Source organism: Paenibacillus oryzisoli, from assembly GCF_001653565.1.
GTDB lineage: Bacteria > Bacillota > Bacilli > Paenibacillales > NBRC-103111 > Paenibacillus_E > Paenibacillus_E oryzisoli.
Map to the genome: position 1 here is coordinate 100661 of NZ_LYPB01000080.1, position 16575 is coordinate 117235.

General features: G+C 44.1%; 13 protein-coding genes. 10 read left to right on the forward strand and 3 right to left on the reverse strand.

Annotated features, from left to right (window positions below):
• Positions 1–33: 33 nt before the first annotated feature.
• The 6 genes from A8708_RS24100 (at position 34) to A8708_RS24125 (ending at position 8432) form a co-directional block, all read left to right on the forward strand.
• Positions 34–381, forward strand: a complete 348-nt coding sequence (locus A8708_RS24100) for a VOC family protein (protein ID WP_068667855.1) — start codon at positions 34–36, stop codon at positions 379–381.
• A gap of 197 nt (positions 382–578) precedes the next feature.
• Positions 579–3173 (forward strand): phosphoenolpyruvate synthase, encoded by a 2595-nt coding sequence (ppsA, locus tag A8708_RS24105; RefSeq protein WP_068667856.1) that lies wholly within the window; start codon positions 579–581, stop codon positions 3171–3173.
• A gap of 57 nt (positions 3174–3230) precedes the next feature.
• Positions 3231–3704 carry a MarR family transcriptional regulator gene (locus A8708_RS24110; protein WP_068667877.1) on the forward strand — a complete coding sequence of 158 codons (474 nt, stop codon included), beginning with the start codon at positions 3231–3233 and terminating at the stop codon, positions 3702–3704.
• 156 nt (positions 3705–3860) lie between these two features.
• Positions 3861–5099 (forward strand): MFS transporter, encoded by a 1239-nt coding sequence (locus A8708_RS24115; RefSeq protein ID WP_068667857.1) that lies wholly within the window; start codon positions 3861–3863, stop codon positions 5097–5099.
• A gap of 90 nt (positions 5100–5189) precedes the next feature.
• Entirely contained in the window at positions 5190–7385 is a 2196-nt protein-coding gene (locus tag A8708_RS24120) for a family 78 glycoside hydrolase catalytic domain (RefSeq protein ID WP_239696831.1), read from the forward strand.
• 84 nt (positions 7386–7469) lie between these two features.
• The gene (locus A8708_RS24125; RefSeq protein WP_167355924.1) at positions 7470–8432 is read left to right on the forward strand and encodes a helix-turn-helix transcriptional regulator; all 963 of its coding nucleotides are present in this window, start codon (positions 7470–7472) and stop codon (positions 8430–8432) included.
• A gap of 48 nt (positions 8433–8480) precedes the next feature.
• Here the strand turns inward: A8708_RS24125 and blaOXA are convergent, their stop codons facing one another.
• Positions 8481–9284: a class D beta-lactamase gene (gene blaOXA / locus A8708_RS24130; protein ID WP_239696832.1), complete on the reverse strand. Its 804-nt coding sequence runs from the start codon at positions 9282–9284 to the stop codon at positions 8481–8483.
• Positions 9285–9431: 147 nt separating this feature from the next.
• On the opposite strand from blaOXA, the gene A8708_RS24135 reads away from it, so the two are divergent.
• Together A8708_RS24135 and A8708_RS24140 are read left to right on the forward strand one after the other, a co-directional pair.
• The gene (locus tag A8708_RS24135) at positions 9432–10805 is read left to right on the forward strand and encodes an aminotransferase-like domain-containing protein (RefSeq protein WP_068667859.1); all 1374 of its coding nucleotides are present in this window, start codon (positions 9432–9434) and stop codon (positions 10803–10805) included.
• Positions 10806–10837: 32 nt separating this feature from the next.
• Positions 10838–11713, forward strand: coding sequence for a DUF4846 domain-containing protein (locus A8708_RS24140; protein WP_068667860.1), 876 nt, complete (start codon positions 10838–10840; stop codon positions 11711–11713).
• A 77-nt stretch (positions 11714–11790) separates the two neighbouring features.
• Here A8708_RS24140 and A8708_RS24145 read toward each other — a convergent pair whose 3' ends face one another.
• Positions 11791–12489, reverse strand: coding sequence for a GntR family transcriptional regulator (locus A8708_RS24145; protein ID WP_068667861.1), 699 nt, complete (start codon positions 12487–12489; stop codon positions 11791–11793).
• A 483-nt stretch (positions 12490–12972) separates the two neighbouring features.
• Complete coding sequence (locus A8708_RS24150; RefSeq protein ID WP_068667862.1) at positions 12973–14097, reverse strand: GerAB/ArcD/ProY family transporter; 1125 nt, start codon at positions 14095–14097, stop codon at positions 12973–12975.
• Positions 14098–14232: 135 nt separating this feature from the next.
• Here A8708_RS24150 and A8708_RS24155 point away from each other — a divergent pair, with 135 nt between their 5' ends.
• Together A8708_RS24155 and A8708_RS24160 are read left to right on the forward strand one after the other, a co-directional pair.
• A complete protein-coding gene (locus tag A8708_RS24155; protein WP_068667863.1) occupies positions 14233–15837 on the forward strand; it encodes a spore germination protein in 1605 nt (534 codons plus the stop codon).
• Positions 15838–15840: 3 nt separating this feature from the next.
• Positions 15841–16551 carry a Ger(x)C family spore germination protein gene (locus A8708_RS24160; protein ID WP_157265011.1) on the forward strand — a complete coding sequence of 237 codons (711 nt, stop codon included), beginning with the start codon at positions 15841–15843 and terminating at the stop codon, positions 16549–16551.
• Positions 16552–16575: the final 24 nt, after the last annotated feature.

The following is a 16575-nucleotide window of genomic DNA, read 5'->3' on the forward strand; positions in this document are numbered from 1 at the left end:
AATTATTTTAATCAAAGATAGGAGATTGGTTCAATGATAAAGGGCTTCGGAGGCATTTTCTGGAGAACAAAGGATATAGAAGTTATTAAAAAATGGTACAGTGACGTACTGAAGATTGAGATAGGAAGTTGGAATGGAACTGTAATCAAACCGGAAGAAGGGAATGAGACGATCTTTTCTTTCTTTACCGAGAATGACAGTTACTTTCCTGCAGATCAGCAAGTCATGTTGAATTTCCAAGTTCATAATCTTGACGAGATGATTGAACACCTTGCACATATTGGCGTACCGCTTGCCAAGGAGAAAGAGAGTAGTGACTATGGAAAATTTGTTTGGATTGTAGATCCAGACGGCCGACTCATTGAGCTTTGGGAGAAATGAGAAAAAACAAGAAAAGGACCTGATAATTAATCAGGTTCTTTCGCCTTGCATATAGATAAACGAGATGGTATAATCGGTTTGCGACTTTATTTTATATAATATGACATAAATATTCTATCTTACATTTTTATTGTAGCATGAGGACGAAATACTTGTCAAATGGTTTTTATTACTTATATGGATAGGAGAGATCTTGCATGCGTTCTTGGGTTCTCAGTTTTGAGGAAATGGATGTCACACAGCTCTCGCTCGTAGGTGGAAAAGGCTTGAATCTAGGGGTATTATCAACAATTGAAGGTATCCAAGTGCCAGAAGGATTCGTGGTTACGACGGAAGGGTTTCACCAAGCCATGGAGTCAAATGTGTCATACCATGCTTTATTGGACCGACTCTCCATGCTAAGAGTAGATGATCGAGTTCAAATTGGTGACATTAGTAAACAGATTAGACAAGTCATATTGGACGTAGAAATTCCATCCGAAGTCGTCAATGCTGTTGCGCACTATCTCTCCCAGTTCGGTGATGAACATGCCTATGCCGTGCGCTCTAGTGCGACCGCAGAAGATTTGCCACACGCCTCTTTCGCAGGGCAACAAGACACCTATTTAAATGTTATCGGCAAAGAGAGTATCCTGAAGCATATTAGCCAATGTTGGGCTTCTTTATTTACAGATCGCGCGGTTATTTACCGATTGCAAAATGGTTTCGATCACAGCCAAGTATATCTAGCTGTTATCGTGCAGAGGATGGTTTTCCCGCAATCTTCGGGGATTATGTTTACCGCGGATCCAATGACTTCCAACCGCAAGTTGCTCTCCATCGATGCGAGCTACGGACTTGGTGAAGCATTGGTTTCTGGTTTGGTATCTGCGGATTGTTATACCGTACAGGAGGAGCAAATCGTCAATAAACGTATAGCATCCAAAAAAATAGCTATCTATCGTCGAGAAGAAAGCGGCACAGAGACTAAGCAACTTGACCTTGATCAGCTCAATTCTCAAACCTTGACAGATCAACAAATTCTACAACTAGCACGCATTGGTAGAGGGATTGAGGCTTTTTTTGGCAGCCCACAAGATATTGAATGGTGTTTGGCTGAGGATACATTTTATATCGTCCAGAGCCGTCCAATCACGACGTTATTCCCGATTCCTGAAGCGAGTGATGATGCCAAACACGTATATCTATCCGTTGGCCACCAACAGATGATGACGGACCCCATCAAACCAATGGGATTATCCTTCTATCTGTTAATTACGCCTGCACCCATGCGTAAAGCTGGTGGGCGGTTGTTTATTGATGTTGCCCCTAGGCTAGCTAAAGCTGGCGACAGGGAAACTTTGTTAACTACCATTGGAACCGACCCGCTCATTAAAAGTGCACTCATGACCATCATTGAGCGAGAGTACATCAAGTTATTACCAAGTGAGCAAACACCTCCGATTCCGGCAAGAAACATTCCTGATTTCCTTGCAGAAATTGAGAACAATCCGCACATCGTTCCGGAATTGATTCAGAGCAACGAGGCATCGGTAGAAGAGTTAAAACAACGCATCCATACGAAATCGGGATCAGATGTAATGGATTGTATCCTGGAAGATGTCCAGCAATTGAAGAAGATGCTATTTGACCAACGAAGTACGGCTGTATTTATGACTGCCATTCAAGCTTCATTATGGATCAATGATAAAATGAACGAGTGGTTAGGCGAGAAAAATGCAGCAGATACGCTTTCGCAATCGGTACCATACAATATTACTTCGGAAATGGGTCTGGCATTAATGGGTGTTGCAGATCGGATACGGCCGTATACCGGAATCGTTGATTATTTGAAACATGTAAAAGATGATAACTTCTTGGATGAACTGGTTAAGTTCGAAGGTGGAGAGGAAGCTCAAGAAGCCATCCAAGCGTATCTTGATAAATACGGTATGAGGTGCGCAGGAGAAATCGATATTTCTAGAACACGTTGGAGTGAAAATCCGAGCGCATTGATTCCCATGATTCTAAGTAACATTAAAGCCTTTGAGCCAAATGCCGGTCAACGGAAATTTGAACAAGGACGCCAAGAAGCGTTGGATAAAGAGCAGGAGTTAGTAGCGCGATTACGCCAATTGCCAGATGGTGAACACAAAGCGGAAGAGACCCAACGAATGATTCGCCGAATTCGCAATTTCATCGGTTATCGTGAATATCCCAAATACGGTTGGATTAACCGCTATTTCGTTTATAAGCAGGCTTTACTGAAAGAAGCTGAACGTCTCATACAAGCAGGTATCATTGTTGAAAAAGAAGATATCTTCTATCTCTCTTTTGAAGAGCTTCGCGATGTGGTACGTACGAATCAACTGGATTATCGCATAATCAGTAAGCGGAAAGAAGATTACAAATTATACGAGAAACTAACGCCTCCGCGCGTCATCACATCGGATGGTGAAATTATTTCGGGTACATATAACCGAGATCATATCCCTGCTGACGCTCTTGTGGGTCTCCCAGTATCTTCTGGCAGTATAGAAGGACGTGCTCGTGTCATTTTAAACATGGAAAAAGCGGATTTAGAAGAAGGAGACATCCTAGTCACGTCCTTCACGGACCCTGGTTGGACACCTTTGTTTGTATCCATTAAAGGATTAGTCACCGAAGTGGGTGGACTGATGACCCATGGCGCTGTTATTGCACGTGAATATGGCTTGCCGGCCGTTGTCGGGGTAGAAAATGCCACCAAACTAATCAAAGATGGGCAACGAATTCGTGTGCATGGCACGGAAGGGTATATTGAGATATTATAGGAGGTATATATGTGTGCTGGCCGATTCCGTTCGGTCTCAAGGTGGGAAGGAGAGGCTATGAACAAAGAAGATCAGGTCATCAAGGGTTTCAGGGATTTATATAATAAAATGGTTTGGCTCAATAAAGATAAGATGGAAGACAGTCTAAAGGGGTATACGTCATCGGAAGTCCATTGCATCGAATACATTGAAAATAATAGAGATGCCAATGTGACGAAACTTGCCGAAACCTTTTATATGACTCGCGGCGCATTTAGTAAATTAACTCAGAAGCTCATAAAAAAAGGTCTTATTGAAAGCTACCAAAAGTCAGACAATAAGAAAGAAGTGTATTTCAAGCTTACTCCACAAGGGAAAGTCATTTATAACATCCATAATGATCTGCACAAAGAGTTTCAAGAGCGGGATAAAGCCGTATTTGAACAGGTATCTGAGGAACAATTCGATAGTGTGCTTAACTTCGTGGATAAATATAATAGACATTTGGATGCAGAGATAAAGAAAGTAGGTATAGTCATTAACTCGGAATAAATGTGAATAAGGCTATTAAAACCACAACAGGCAGTCGCGCTCATTAGAGAACGACTGCTTTTTTACTGCGATTATTTTGTTGACAAGGAAACAAAAAATCGATACTATGAATTATGTTTCCAAGGAATCAAAATTCAACATATAAGGAGAATAACCATGACTATAATTCGCTCACACAATAAACAAAACCCAAATCCAAGCATAAATAAACACGCTTTACTATTCGGCCTTATCTCTGTATTTCTATGTGGAATTGGCTTCAGTATTATAGCCCCTGTCGTTCCATTCTTAGTGCAACCTTATATCAACAATCCAAGCGAACAAGCAATCGTTGTCACGTTGCTGACCTCAGTGTATGCTGTCTGTGTATTTTTTGCAGCTCCTGTACTTGGTGTTCTCAGTGACAAATTCGGGCGTCGTCCGATACTCTTACTATGCCTATTCGGTTCTGCCATCGGGTACTTCGTTTTCGGGCTTGGAGGAGCATTATGGGTCCTATTTGCGGGACGGATCATAGAAGGTGTAACTGGCGGAAGTATAAGCACGATCTTCGCATATTTTGCAGACATCATTCCGTCGGAACAGAGAACCAAATATTTTGGGTGGGTGAGTGCAGTTGTTGGGATAGGTACTGTCATTGGCCCTACGGTAGGCGGTTTGCTTGCTAAGTTTAGTTACGCAACACCGATGTCTGTTGGAGCACTAATCACTTTATTAAATGTGATCTATGGCTGCTTTTATATGCCTGAGAGCCTTAGAGAGCAAAATAAACGGCTAGTGATTAGTATTGGAAAGCTTAATCCATTTGGGCAGCTTGCAAACCTACTTTCGAAGAAACACTTACAACGACTGTTTATCACGGCATTTTTACTTTGGATTCCCAATGGATCGTTACAGGCTGTTTTTTCACAATTTGCAGTGGATACGTTTAGTTGGAAACCTGCACTCATTGGACTCCTGTTTTCAATTATTGGCGTCCAAGACATCATTTCACAAAGTTTGATCATGCCTAAGCTTCTGATGAGATGCAGTGATAAACAAATAGCGATATTAGGGATGGCTTCCGAGATAATTGGCTACGCCTTAATTGCGCTAGCTGCATTGTGCTCATTCTATCCGCTATTGATCGTTGGCATGTTTATTTTTGGTTTTGGTGATTCGATTTTCGGGCCTTCTTTCAATGGGATGCTCGCCAACTCAGTCGATTCTAGTGAACAAGGAAGGATTCAAGGAGGCAGCCAAGCCATTCAAGCTCTAGCAAGAATGATTGGGCCAATCGTTGGCGGGGGGCTCTATGTTTCAATAGGCCATGCTGCACCCGCTTTAATGGGAATTATTCTGATTGGAGTTGCGATAGCCGTTTTAAATAAGAGAAGGGTATTGTTATCAAAGTGACATGTAAAATTATAATAAGAAAAGGAATCTACCTATGCGCTCACGAATAGTTGCTGGAGGTCATACATACTTGAAGAGGAGAGGGACAGGTTGACACAGACACAAGAGTGGCAGGCAAATTGGCTAATGGATCGTCCTTTTATGCAGTTGGACAAATTATATCTCTACCATAAAGAGCATGAAACGGTAGCAAACGAACCGTACCAACCAGACTTACAGCATCACCATTGGTATGTTAGAAATGTATTTATGTTGGATGAAAAGGTGATCGATGAGGGTAAGTTATGGCTTCATTTGACAGCGGATGATTACTACAAATTGTATATCAATGGTGAATTCGTTGGTCAAGGGCCAGCGCAAAGTGATGCGAATCATTATTATTACAATCGTATAGATGTAAGTCCGTTTCTATGCGTTGGAAAAAATGTGATTGCTGTTCATGTTTACTACCAAGGGTTGTTAAACCGCGCCTATAATAGCGCTGACAATCGGCAAGGTTTTATCGCAGAACTGTGGTCCGACGAACATCTATTGCTCAAGAGTGATCGTACTTGGAAAGCGAAACGGGTTCATGATAATCGGCCTGGCGTGACATTTGGGTATGATACGCAATTCACAGAGCATCTAGATGCAAGGCAAACGGAGCGCGGTTGGATGGATGTAAATTTCGACGATTCTGCTTGGGCACACGCGGAAGCCGCGGAGCATACCGATTATACCTTTGTTCAGCAGCCAACTCCGTTGCTTGACGTCTATAAGAAGCAGCCTGCACGTGTCGAACGTCTTGCACCTGGACATTATCTAATCGACTTCGGAACCGAGTTGACGGGTCAATTCGCCATGAATGCTCAGGGACAAGCAGGCGAAAATGTACATATTTGGTCAGGGGAAGAATTGATGCCAGGGGATCAAGCCGTTCGCTATGAAATGCGCTGCAATTGCCTATATCATGACCAATGGACATTATCCGGTGATTTCGACGATTATCAGACATATGATTACAAGGCGTTCCGCTATGTGGAAGTGCAAGGGCCTGAGGCATCACTGAAACCGGAATCCTTCCACGCGGTCGTCAGACACTATCCATTAGATGACCAAAGTTGTGTACTTCATAGCTCGGATGAAAGAATGAATCAAATTTTCGAAATTTGTAAGAATGGCGTCCGCTATGGATCTCAGGAAAACTTCGTGGACTGTCCAAGCCGGGAAAAAGGGCAGTATCTAGGTGATAATACGATCATAGGTCACTCCCATATGCTGCTCAGCGGGGATTTGCGACTGGTTCGTAAAGCGATTGAACAATTTGGGCGAAGTTCGTTCGTCTGTGATGGGATTATGGCCGTTGTACCCGGTCATTACATGCAGGAAATAGCTGATTTCTCCCTACAGTGGCCGATGCAAGTTATGACGTATTATTGGTACAGCGGGGATACAGCATTTCTTCAGGAGATGTACCCGTATGCGGAAGGTTTACTACAACATTTTGAGAAGTTTGAACGCGAAGATGGATTGATTGAGAATTTCACGGACAAATGGAATCTGGTTGATTGGCCGCAAAATTTGCGTGACAACTATGATTTCGAACTGACGAGACCCGTTGGCCCTGGCTGTCATAATGTCATTAATGCGTTATATATCGGGTGTGTACAAACGGTATACGAGATTCGCAAATTGCTCGGAGTTGAGTTCGAGAATCGACTGCCGCGATTAACTAAGAGCTTCTTAGATGCTTTCTATGATGAGAAGGAAGGGCTATTCAGGGATGCAGAGCACAGTACACATCATGCTCTGCATGCCAATGTACTTCCTCTGTTGTTCCATATTGTTCCGAAGGAATCTGTCGGTCCAATTGTCGATATGATTCGGACCAAACGGTTTGCATGTGGGGTGTATTTCTCTTACTTTGTAATGAAGGCTCTTGCAGAGGTCGAAGAACATGAATTCATCTATGATTTACTTTCAGCGGATGATGAGCACTCTTGGGGGAATATGCTCAAAGAAGGAGCGACCACTTGCTTCGAAGCATGGGGGAAAGATCAGAAATGGAACACAAGCTTATGCCATCCATGGGCAAGCGGGCCGGTTCCTATTCTGATCGAGGATATTATTGGTCTGAAACCATCGAAGCCTGGATGGCAAGAAATCGCATTTTCGCCGAAGCTTCCTGCATCCTGGACTTCGTTTTCGCTGCAGTTGAATGTGCCAACAGGCACGATACGTCTCCAGTATGAGAATGGGGAGTGGCGTGAAAGCTTTCCGCCGGGTATCGCAGTGATACGGCATTAATCCAATAGGGAATATGAGATTAGCCGGCTGACGCCTAAGGGTCAGTCGGCTTTGGTTGCTATGACGTACAGGGGAGAGATCGCTTTGAAGATTCAGCGTTTGCTTGGCATTACAATGCTACTATTAAGTCAGCGGCGGATTAATGCTCCTACACTTGCGGATAAATTTGAGGTCTCACTTCGAACAATTTATCGCGATTTAGAGACAATTAATACTGCGGGAATTCCCATCGTTTCGTTCGCAGGAAACGATGGGGGATATGAAATCATGGAGCAATTCCGAATTGATCGGCAAATTGTGACGTTTGATGATTTGCAATCCATATTGGTTGCGTTAAAAGGTGTCCAAGCTTCTCTTGACGACAAGGAGATGGACGATTTATTGACCAAAATCAAAGCGCTCGTAGTCAGGTCAGAGCACAATCAAATGGAAGAGTCAGGTGAAACACTGCTATTTGATACGAACCTTTGGCATGGCGGAGGATTAAAGGACAAGTCTATGCTTGTCTCGCTACGTCAAGCTTCTAAGCTTAGAAAGGTTATCTCCTTTTTATATACGAACACAGAAGGTGTTGAAGAACAGAGAGAAGTCGAACCCATTGGGATAGCCTGGAAAGGTTATGCCTGGTACTTGTATGCCTACTGCAGGCTGCGTAGCGACTACAGGACCTTCCGTCTCTCAAGAATAAGCGGTTTACGCATTCATTTGGAGCACTTCACGAACAAAGGTGTTCACATGAGCGAGCTTGATGCGCGATGGGGGAATCAAGAGTTGGGTCCATCCATTCCGCTCTTGCTGTTATTTCAGCCACGATTACGAGTTCGGGTGGAGGAAGCCTTCGGCTTGGACAATATCGAAAGGCAAGATGATGGTTCCTTGCTCGTCAGCACCAGCTACCCAGATAATCACTGGCTGTATGGTATGCTTCTTAGCTACGGTTCGGATGTTCGTGTACTTGAACCTGCCTTTGTAGCCGAGAAAATTAGAATACAAGGAGAGCAGATTGCTAGTAACTATTCAAGACCAGCCATACCGATTGAACCTTGATCGCCAGATACTTTGAAGTGACCTAGCCAATTAGCAGCAAGCAAGACTTCACATGATGCCTAGGGACTTCAAAGCTTTCAAGGTGACCGTTTTAGCTGTTGTGCCACTGCTGTCTACATTAGTAGCGAACACCCAATCTGTTTTACCACGCTCCACATAGCCCACATACCAGCCAAGTCCCATATCGGATAACCGCGTGCCTGTTTTCCCATGAACGGTGTAAGCATCCTGGTCATTATCAATCATCATTCGTTTCACAGTTTTCATAGTCTGCTCTTGGAACGGCAGCGTCTCTTCCACCAAATCTTCCATGAAATTGATCTGTTCCTCCGCGGAGATCTTGAGCGAACTATCCAACCAAAATGTATCAATGCCCCCGCTAATATCCATATTCCCGTAATGAATTCGTTCTATATTGCTCTTCATCCGAACTTCCCCAATATCCCTGGCCATCGCTTGGTAATACCAGATTGCAGAAGCTCGTAATGCCGATGCTAGAGAATGATCACGGTTCCATGATTCGAACGGCCGGACGATTCCATCCCATCTCTTCACGTCGTATTCGTCAATCACGGCACCTTCCTCAAGTCCGATGAGTGCATTCGGCACCTTGAAGGAAGACTCTGGCGTGAACCGTTGGCGGCTCCTTTCAGGATTGCAGACGTACACGTGGTCGGTCTTAAGATTTTTGACAATCAGAGTTCCCTGATTGTCTTGGAACATCTCCGCACAGGGGAGCTTCGTATCTTTCGATGCAGCATTGACAGAGAGTGCAGCACCTCCTGAAGTACCTACGAACAGTAAGGCGGCGGTCGCCAGAATGACTCGGTATTTCCTTTTTTTAGTAAACAAATTGCATTCCTCCTCAGGCTTATTCATAATGGAGTAACAGAAAAGCTCGTGTCGACAACACTGAGTATAGAGGAATTAACGGAGGGGCCACAGTGCTGTTTGCGGTAATTGTACCCGTACAGTTGGCATGAAGGAGTGAAGAGGAACATGCTATATGAAAGGATTGTGGAACAACTCTTGCAGGAGATGAAGGACGGCAAGAGGAGACCGGGGGACAAGCTGCCTTCTATTCGGGAAGGAGCGGAAACCTTCGGCTGCAGCCGAAATACGATTATTCGGGCGTACGGGGAACTCGAACAGAAGCACCGAATCTATGTTGTGCCACAGAGCGGCTATTATGTGGCGCATAGACGCGAAAGCGTAGAGCAGGTAAGAGGCGCAGAAGAAGTTATCGATTTCGTGTGGGCGGGGCCAGACCGGAGCGCCATGCCTTACCGGGACTTTCAACACTGCATGAACGAAGCGATCGAGCGGTACCGCGAGGACATGTTCACATACTCGGATGGGCAGGGATTGCCTTCCTTGCAACAACAGTTGGCTAGACATCTTCGAGATTTACAGGTGTTCACGGTGCCTGAACGAATTTATGTGGTGACTGGCTCCCAGCAAGCGCTGAATTTGCTTGTAGGGTTGCCTTTTCCCAATGGTAAGAGGAACATCGTCGTGGAACAACCAGTTCATGCCGGCATGATCGAATCTCTGCGGGGGTATAGAGGTAATGTGTATGGAATTGCATATGAAGAAGGTGGGATGGACCTAGGTCGTTTGGAGGTACTATTTCGAGATGGGGAGATCAAGTTCTTCTATACCGTGTCGAGGTTACACAATCCAACTGGGTACAGCCATACGAACGAAGCCCGTAAGCGCATGGTGGAATTGGCTCAGCGGTATGATGTCTATATCATTGAGGATGATTACATGGGCGATTTAGACGGTGATTCAAAGTATGACCCCATGTTCGCGTATGACCCATCTGGGCGGGTGATCTACGTGAAGAGTTTCTCCAAGGTCATGCTGCCAGGCTTGCGCCTTGGGTTGGCCGTTCTGCCGGATGGATTGCGGGAAGAGTTCTTACGCGCGAAAGCTGCTGCCGACGTGCATTCGCCACTTCTGACGCAAGGGGCACTCGAGGTATACCTCGAGTGCGGTATGTTCGCCGCTCATATCGGCAGAATGCGAGAGATTTACCGTCGTAAGGCGGTGCTGCTCCAAGATGCGTACCGCAAGTATCTGCCAAGGGGGACCACGTACACCAAATCTTATTCTGGATTCTATACGACGATTGGGTTGCCAGCACCACTTCGGGCGCAGGCAACAGCTGATTACCTGTTGGAGTGCGGCGTGGGAGTTGACCCGGTTCAGCGTATGTACCTTCCGGAATTTAGACAGGAAGGTGTTCTTCGACTGAGTGTTTCGCAAGTGGATGAGAGGCTCATCGAACCTGGCGTTCAAGTCATAGGTGACGGCATCCGAGAGTTGCTCCGTCAGCGCACGGAAGTGAGGTTTGTGAAGACTGTATAGACTTAGTCCGATGATTGGAGCTGTTGCAATAGATGAATAAATGGATACCCGTTACTATTCTTGCTGTACTCCTTCTTAGTTCTTGCTCATCTCCAAAGGAGGAACTATCGAAAGCAGCGAATGCTGTTACGGGAGGCAAATCTAGCAGACAACAATTGGTTCTTGCTGAAGGTACAAGCGTGATGGAACGAATAGCCGTTCCTAAGGGTTATGAGAGGGTTCCAATCGAGCATGGGTCCTATGCAGATTACTTGCGTAAACTGCCTCTGAAACCCCCAGGTTCCAAGGTACATTTGTTTAATGGGGAGCTTAAGGCTAAGGAAGTTTACGAAGCTGTCCTTGATGTGGATGTCGGAGAGCGGGATCTGCAGCAGTGCGCCGATGCGGTTATGAGACTGCGAGCGGAATACCTGTATGGTAGTGGCAATTATGATCAGATCCACTTCAATTTCACCAATGGCTTTAAAGCTGATTTTGCAACTTGGAGGAAAGGGAATCGGATTGACGTTACCGGCAACAAGGTCTCATGGGTCAAACGGGGAACGGCTTCTAATAGCTATGAGGTATTTCGAAGTTATCTAAACATGGTATTTGCGTACGCAGGAACGTTATCCTTGTCGAAGGAAATGAAGCAGGTGCCGATAGCAGAGATGCAGGCTGGCGATGTATTCCTTGAGGGAGGTTCGCCGGGACATGCCATCGTCGTATTGGATATGGCTCAGAACCCCAAGACGGGCGAAAAACTATTCATTTTAGCTCAAGGTTACACCCCTGCGCAAGATATTCATATTCTAGTGAATATGGGTAACGGGGAGGGGAATCCATGGTATTCCACTGCGTTTGAGGGGAAGCTGCACTCCCCGGAATGGACATTTACAAGGGAACAACTGTATAGGTTCACTGATTAATTTTTAAGAGAAGACCCAATGAATGGGATCCTTCTCTTTTTTATGTGAGTGATGCGGCATGTTGATGAGCCCATGGTTTACATTTCAACGGATTGGAATTGCCTGTGTGTCTGCTCAATCAACTCTAGGGTGTATCTTTTCGCTTGGTCTAAATCACCTGCTGTAAGCGCCTCGTAAATACGTTTATTGGATTGGCCCGATTGCTGCGGCTTCGGTAGCGTATGAACGTGCAGCTTGCGATATGAAATGATTTTGAACATAAATTTCCCTTTCATTTGCTCGAGAACATGCAACATGCTTGTATTATTTACGACCAGCAGCATAGTTTCAATAAATAGGAGCCCGCTTTCATAATAGGTACGGTAATCGTCCTTTTCCGAAGCGTGCAACTGCCTCATGAGGTGATATTCCAACTCAGGCAGATTGAAGCGTAGCTTCCGTATTGCGGCAATTTCTAGGCTATATAATTGCATGGACGCCAATAACTCAAACATGTCGTGAAACTCGCGAAATGAGATCTCTTTGACGAATACTCCTCGTCCCCGGATCGATTCCACGAATCCCTCTGTCTCTAGGAGCGAGATCGCTGCTCGAATTGGCGTACGGCTCATGCCGAGCTGCTCAGCAAGCTCATTCTCTGAAAGCAGTGTGCCTGGCAGGAAATGCCCATTAATCATATTCTCACGAATTTGTTGGTAGGCTAATTTCTCAAGTGAAAGCTTAGCCGTACCCAGTAGGTTTGTTGCGTTTCGTGCATCGGGTAGAAGTGAAGTCATGATAAGCCGCCTTTGTCTAAGAGTTAATATGATCTATTATGCATGTTGTATGTAAGCTGAATATTAAGTTAATGAAAATAATGTGGAGATGGCCGCGACAATGGTAGAGCGCTTCTTCGAGAAGTAGAACGACACCCCAAACCGCTGTTAAGGTAACGAACGTTCCGCGCATAGCTTTATTTGTCTGATAGCGGTGTTCTTGCCGTTGGCTCAAACGTAGCATTTTCGTTACAGGGCTATGTCGTGATTTTCCTATATAGCTGGAGAGTAGTTGCGAGCCATTTAGGTTAGGTTAAAGAAGTATTCAAATAATAAGGCAGTGGGTGTTGCAAACTGAAAATAATCGGCGTTTTTTGGGTTGTATTAACCTGTAGTATTGTTTTTGTGATTCTTATGGATGTATCCCTAGGTTTTAGCATTCATCGCGCACTGAATAACATTGTGGAGCGTTTTCGGTTCTTTTCGCCGATTGAATATGCATTTCTATTCACTTTGTTCTTGCTCTTGTTTGGAATTCCGATCAAAATGTTTTCGAATAAGAGCGATAAACAAAATCAATAAAGGTATCCCTGTTTGCAGGGGGAATTGCACATATTTCGTTAATACTTGCATCCCTTCTTGAATGTGCTCGATATAGTTGGTCGCCATCATCACAGAACATAAGAGGATGATGATCCCCATTGGCAAGGCCAGCTTCCCATAGTTTCTTACATGAAATAAATCAGAGGCGGCAATGACTGCAGCAAGAAAAAAAGTGCCAATTTTAAAGAAACTTGTGACGACAAGCAGTAACACGACAAGAGAGTCCAGACGCTGCATAAATTCGCCGATATTGATTTCCCCAATCGTCTCAATTAGCGGAAATACAGCGGTTTGTGTTTGAAAGACACCGAGTGTTGCAACGTTGAGAACGGCAATAATACTCAATAAAATGCCAGTGCAAATTATACTTACTAGCCCCACTTTGACAACGGATTTGTCATTCTGTAAGAAAGGTAAGAACATCGTAAAAGCAATCATTTCAGCAAATGGAAACGTATACACGAAAGGTACAGCTTGCATGATTGGTTTCATTCCGTCATCGATAACGGGTCTAAGATTATCTCTCTCCATTTGCCCAGAAATGACTAATAATAGGAATCCTACGATAAATACGAACATAAATAACCCAAAAAAGATTTCAGCAGATCGTACATACACTTCTACGCCTTTACGAAGGCCATATACAAGAGCAATGATCATTATGCCATTAATCACGAAGACCGGGGTCTGATCAAATGAGATCGTGGAAGTTAATGTTCCGAAATCTAGCAAGTCTCTACCGGAAATATAAGTAAAGTATATGAGATAAAGAAAACTAAGCGGCCAGCCGATGTACTTACCCACTATGATTTGGGTATAGGTTGTAAAGGTATGTTTAGGGTATAAGCGAAAAAGCGGAAAATAAATCAACCCAAATGTACCTAATCCTGCCACCATAGCGATAAGAATGGCTATCCAAGCAGCTTGTTTGGCCTCTTCTCCAAGGTTTACGATAATGGCGTTGCCGAGCTCAAACATCATGATCCATGCAAACATTTGTCCATTATTGATTTTTTCTTTGAACATTGGATTTCCCTTCTGACATTCGGTTCTCTTGTTTTAATTATTGCCCATTTGGAAAATTGTAAAAGCTGTTTTTAAAAAAAGCGTTTATGGTGATAATGGGTAATATGTACTTCTATGAGATGAGAGGATGTTAGGATGGACTTCTTTAAGAAATTAACGAAAAGCAGGATTCGTCATACTTCTTCCAAGCAGATCATTTCAGGTATTGATTCCTCGTTAGGCCGCCTACATGTGAATCTTCAAGAAAATATACAAACAGTTAAGAATAAACTAGGAAACAGTTCAGATATTATTGTTAGAGAGCTCACAATTGGTCGTGAAGTGAAGTTTAACGTGTGCATGCTATTTACGGATGGGCTGACCGATACGTTATCCGTTCATAATTTCATCATGGATTCCTTATTATCAGAGGCTCATCATGTGCAAGATGCAACGTCGAATCATCAGGAAATCTGGTTAGAGAAGTTAAAAAAACAAATCCTCGCAGTTAGTGAAATAGAAGAAGTAACTGAATTTAACACCTTATTTAATTGTTTATTATCTGGCGATGTTATTCTCTTGCTGGATGGATACTCACAAGGTTTCATTATCGGAATGCGCGGTTGGGTTGAACGTGGCGTAACGGAATCGAATAATGAAACGGTTATGCGAGGACCAAGAGAAGGGTTCTCCGAGAATCTTAGAACGAACACAGCCTTACTCCGCCGTAAGATCAAAGATCCTAATCTGTGGTTGGAGTCGAGAAAGATAGGTCGAGTTACGCAAACCAATGTTGCCGTTATGTACATCAAAGGAATAGCGGACGAGGCTATCGTGAACGAAGTCCGTCAACGGTTAGAAGATATTGATATTGATAGTATTCTGGAAAGCGGATATATCGAAGAATTGATTGAGGATAAAACGTTCACTCCGTTTCCTACAATTTATAGCTCGGAACGTCCGGATGTGATAGCGGCTGAAATGTTAGAAGGAAAGGTGGCTATTCTGGTAGATGGCACACCTGTCGTCCTCATCGTTCCTGCCTTATTTGTATCCTTCTTACAGGCAGCGGAAGATTACTATCAACGTTGGGATATTAGTACTTTACTCCGAATTCTACGGTACACCTCTTTTCTGATCGCATTATTAGGCCCGTCATTATATATTGCGGTAACGACATTTCATCAGGAAATGCTTCCAACTCAGCTTCGAGTTAGTTTAGCAGCACAACGGGAGGGAGTTCCCTTTCCAGCATTTATCGAAGCTCTGATGATGGAATTGACATTTGAAATCGTTCGTGAAGGTAGTTTGCGAATGCCCAAAGCAATTGTGAGTTCACTAACGATCGTCGGATCGCTAGTTATGGGGACGGCAGCTGTAGAAGCCGGTATTGTATCAGCGGCGATGGTTATCGTAGTTTCGATCACCGCGATTGCCGGCTTCGTTGTTCCTGCCTTTACGCTTTCCACGTCGATTCGGATGCTTCGTTTCCCGATGATGGCTTTGGCTGCATCTTTTGGGTTATATGGCATTATCATTGGGATTATTATTTTGGTGCTTCACTTGTGCAGCTTACGTTCATTTGGGGTGCCTTATATGAGCCCGATTGCGCCATTTCAGCTCAAGGATAACAAAGATACACTCATTCGAGTACCTTTATGGGCTCTTTTTTCTCGCCCACGAATCATTAATAAGGTGAACATCGTGCGTGAACAGACGGATGCTCCAGCTCCACCGAAAAGGAATGATACAGGAGGTTGACCTATGGTAAGGAGGATCGTTATACCCCTCTTTTTTATGGGTATATTCATGATGCTTACTGGATGTTGGAATCGGAATGAGCTAACCGATTTGGCTATTGTTGCAGGTATGTCCATTGATAAAAGCGGAGAACAAATCGAGGTATCCATACAGGTCATTGAGCCGCAACAAGTAAATGCGAAAGGAACATCATCTCGTATTCCTGCCACTACATATATGAGTAAGGCGACTTCCATATCAGAAGCGCTGAGAAAAATGACAACGATCTCCCCGAGAAAACCATATATGTCTCATTTACGCGTGCTCTCCATCGGCGAGCCATTAGCACGAGAAGGAATCGCTGAAGCGTTAGATTATATATCCCGGAATCATGGGTTTCGGAATGACTTTTCGATTGTTATTGCCAAGGGAGGCAAAGGGGCGGATATCTTGTCCATCCTGACAGCGTTGGAACCACTTCCAGCTAACAGTCTCTTCGATACCTTGAAAGTATCCTCTAGAGAGTGGGCGCCAACTACAAGTATAGCGTTGGATAAGCTGATTACTGATATGGTGAGTGATGGTAAGAATCCAGTTCTTTCTGGCGTACAAACGATCGGGGATAAAGAAGACGGAAGATCATTGAAAAACCTGGAAACAACAACCCCTCATGATATCGTTTTTTTTCTACGACTGACCAATCGACTAACAAGGATTTCCAGATACCTCTGTTGAAGTATATAAGACATACTTTGATGG

What these genes read in the sequence shown, in the direction of transcription:
- A8708_RS24100 (WP_068667855.1), top strand. Translation starts at nt 34, where the DNA reads ATGATAAAGGGCTTCGGAGGCATTTTCTGGAGAACAAAGGATATAGAA.
- ppsA (WP_068667856.1), top strand. Translation starts at nt 579, where the DNA reads ATGCGTTCTTGGGTTCTCAGTTTTGAGGAAATGGATGTCACACAGCTC.
- A8708_RS24110 (WP_068667877.1), top strand. Translation starts at nt 3,231, where the DNA reads ATGAACAAAGAAGATCAGGTCATCAAGGGTTTCAGGGATTTATATAAT.
- A8708_RS24115 (WP_068667857.1), top strand. Translation starts at nt 3,861, where the DNA reads ATGACTATAATTCGCTCACACAATAAACAAAACCCAAATCCAAGCATA.
- A8708_RS24135 (WP_068667859.1), top strand. Translation starts at nt 9,432, where the DNA reads ATGCTATATGAAAGGATTGTGGAACAACTCTTGCAGGAGATGAAGGAC.
- A8708_RS24140 (WP_068667860.1), top strand. Translation starts at nt 10,838, where the DNA reads ATGAATAAATGGATACCCGTTACTATTCTTGCTGTACTCCTTCTTAGT.
- A8708_RS24145 (WP_068667861.1), bottom strand. Translation starts at nt 12,489, where the DNA reads ATGACTTCACTTCTACCCGATGCACGAAACGCAACAAACCTACTGGGT.
- A8708_RS24150 (WP_068667862.1), bottom strand. Translation starts at nt 14,097, where the DNA reads ATGTTCAAAGAAAAAATCAATAATGGACAAATGTTTGCATGGATCATG.
- A8708_RS24155 (WP_068667863.1), top strand. Translation starts at nt 14,233, where the DNA reads ATGGACTTCTTTAAGAAATTAACGAAAAGCAGGATTCGTCATACTTCT.
- A8708_RS24160 (WP_157265011.1), top strand. Translation starts at nt 15,841, where the DNA reads ATGGTAAGGAGGATCGTTATACCCCTCTTTTTTATGGGTATATTCATG.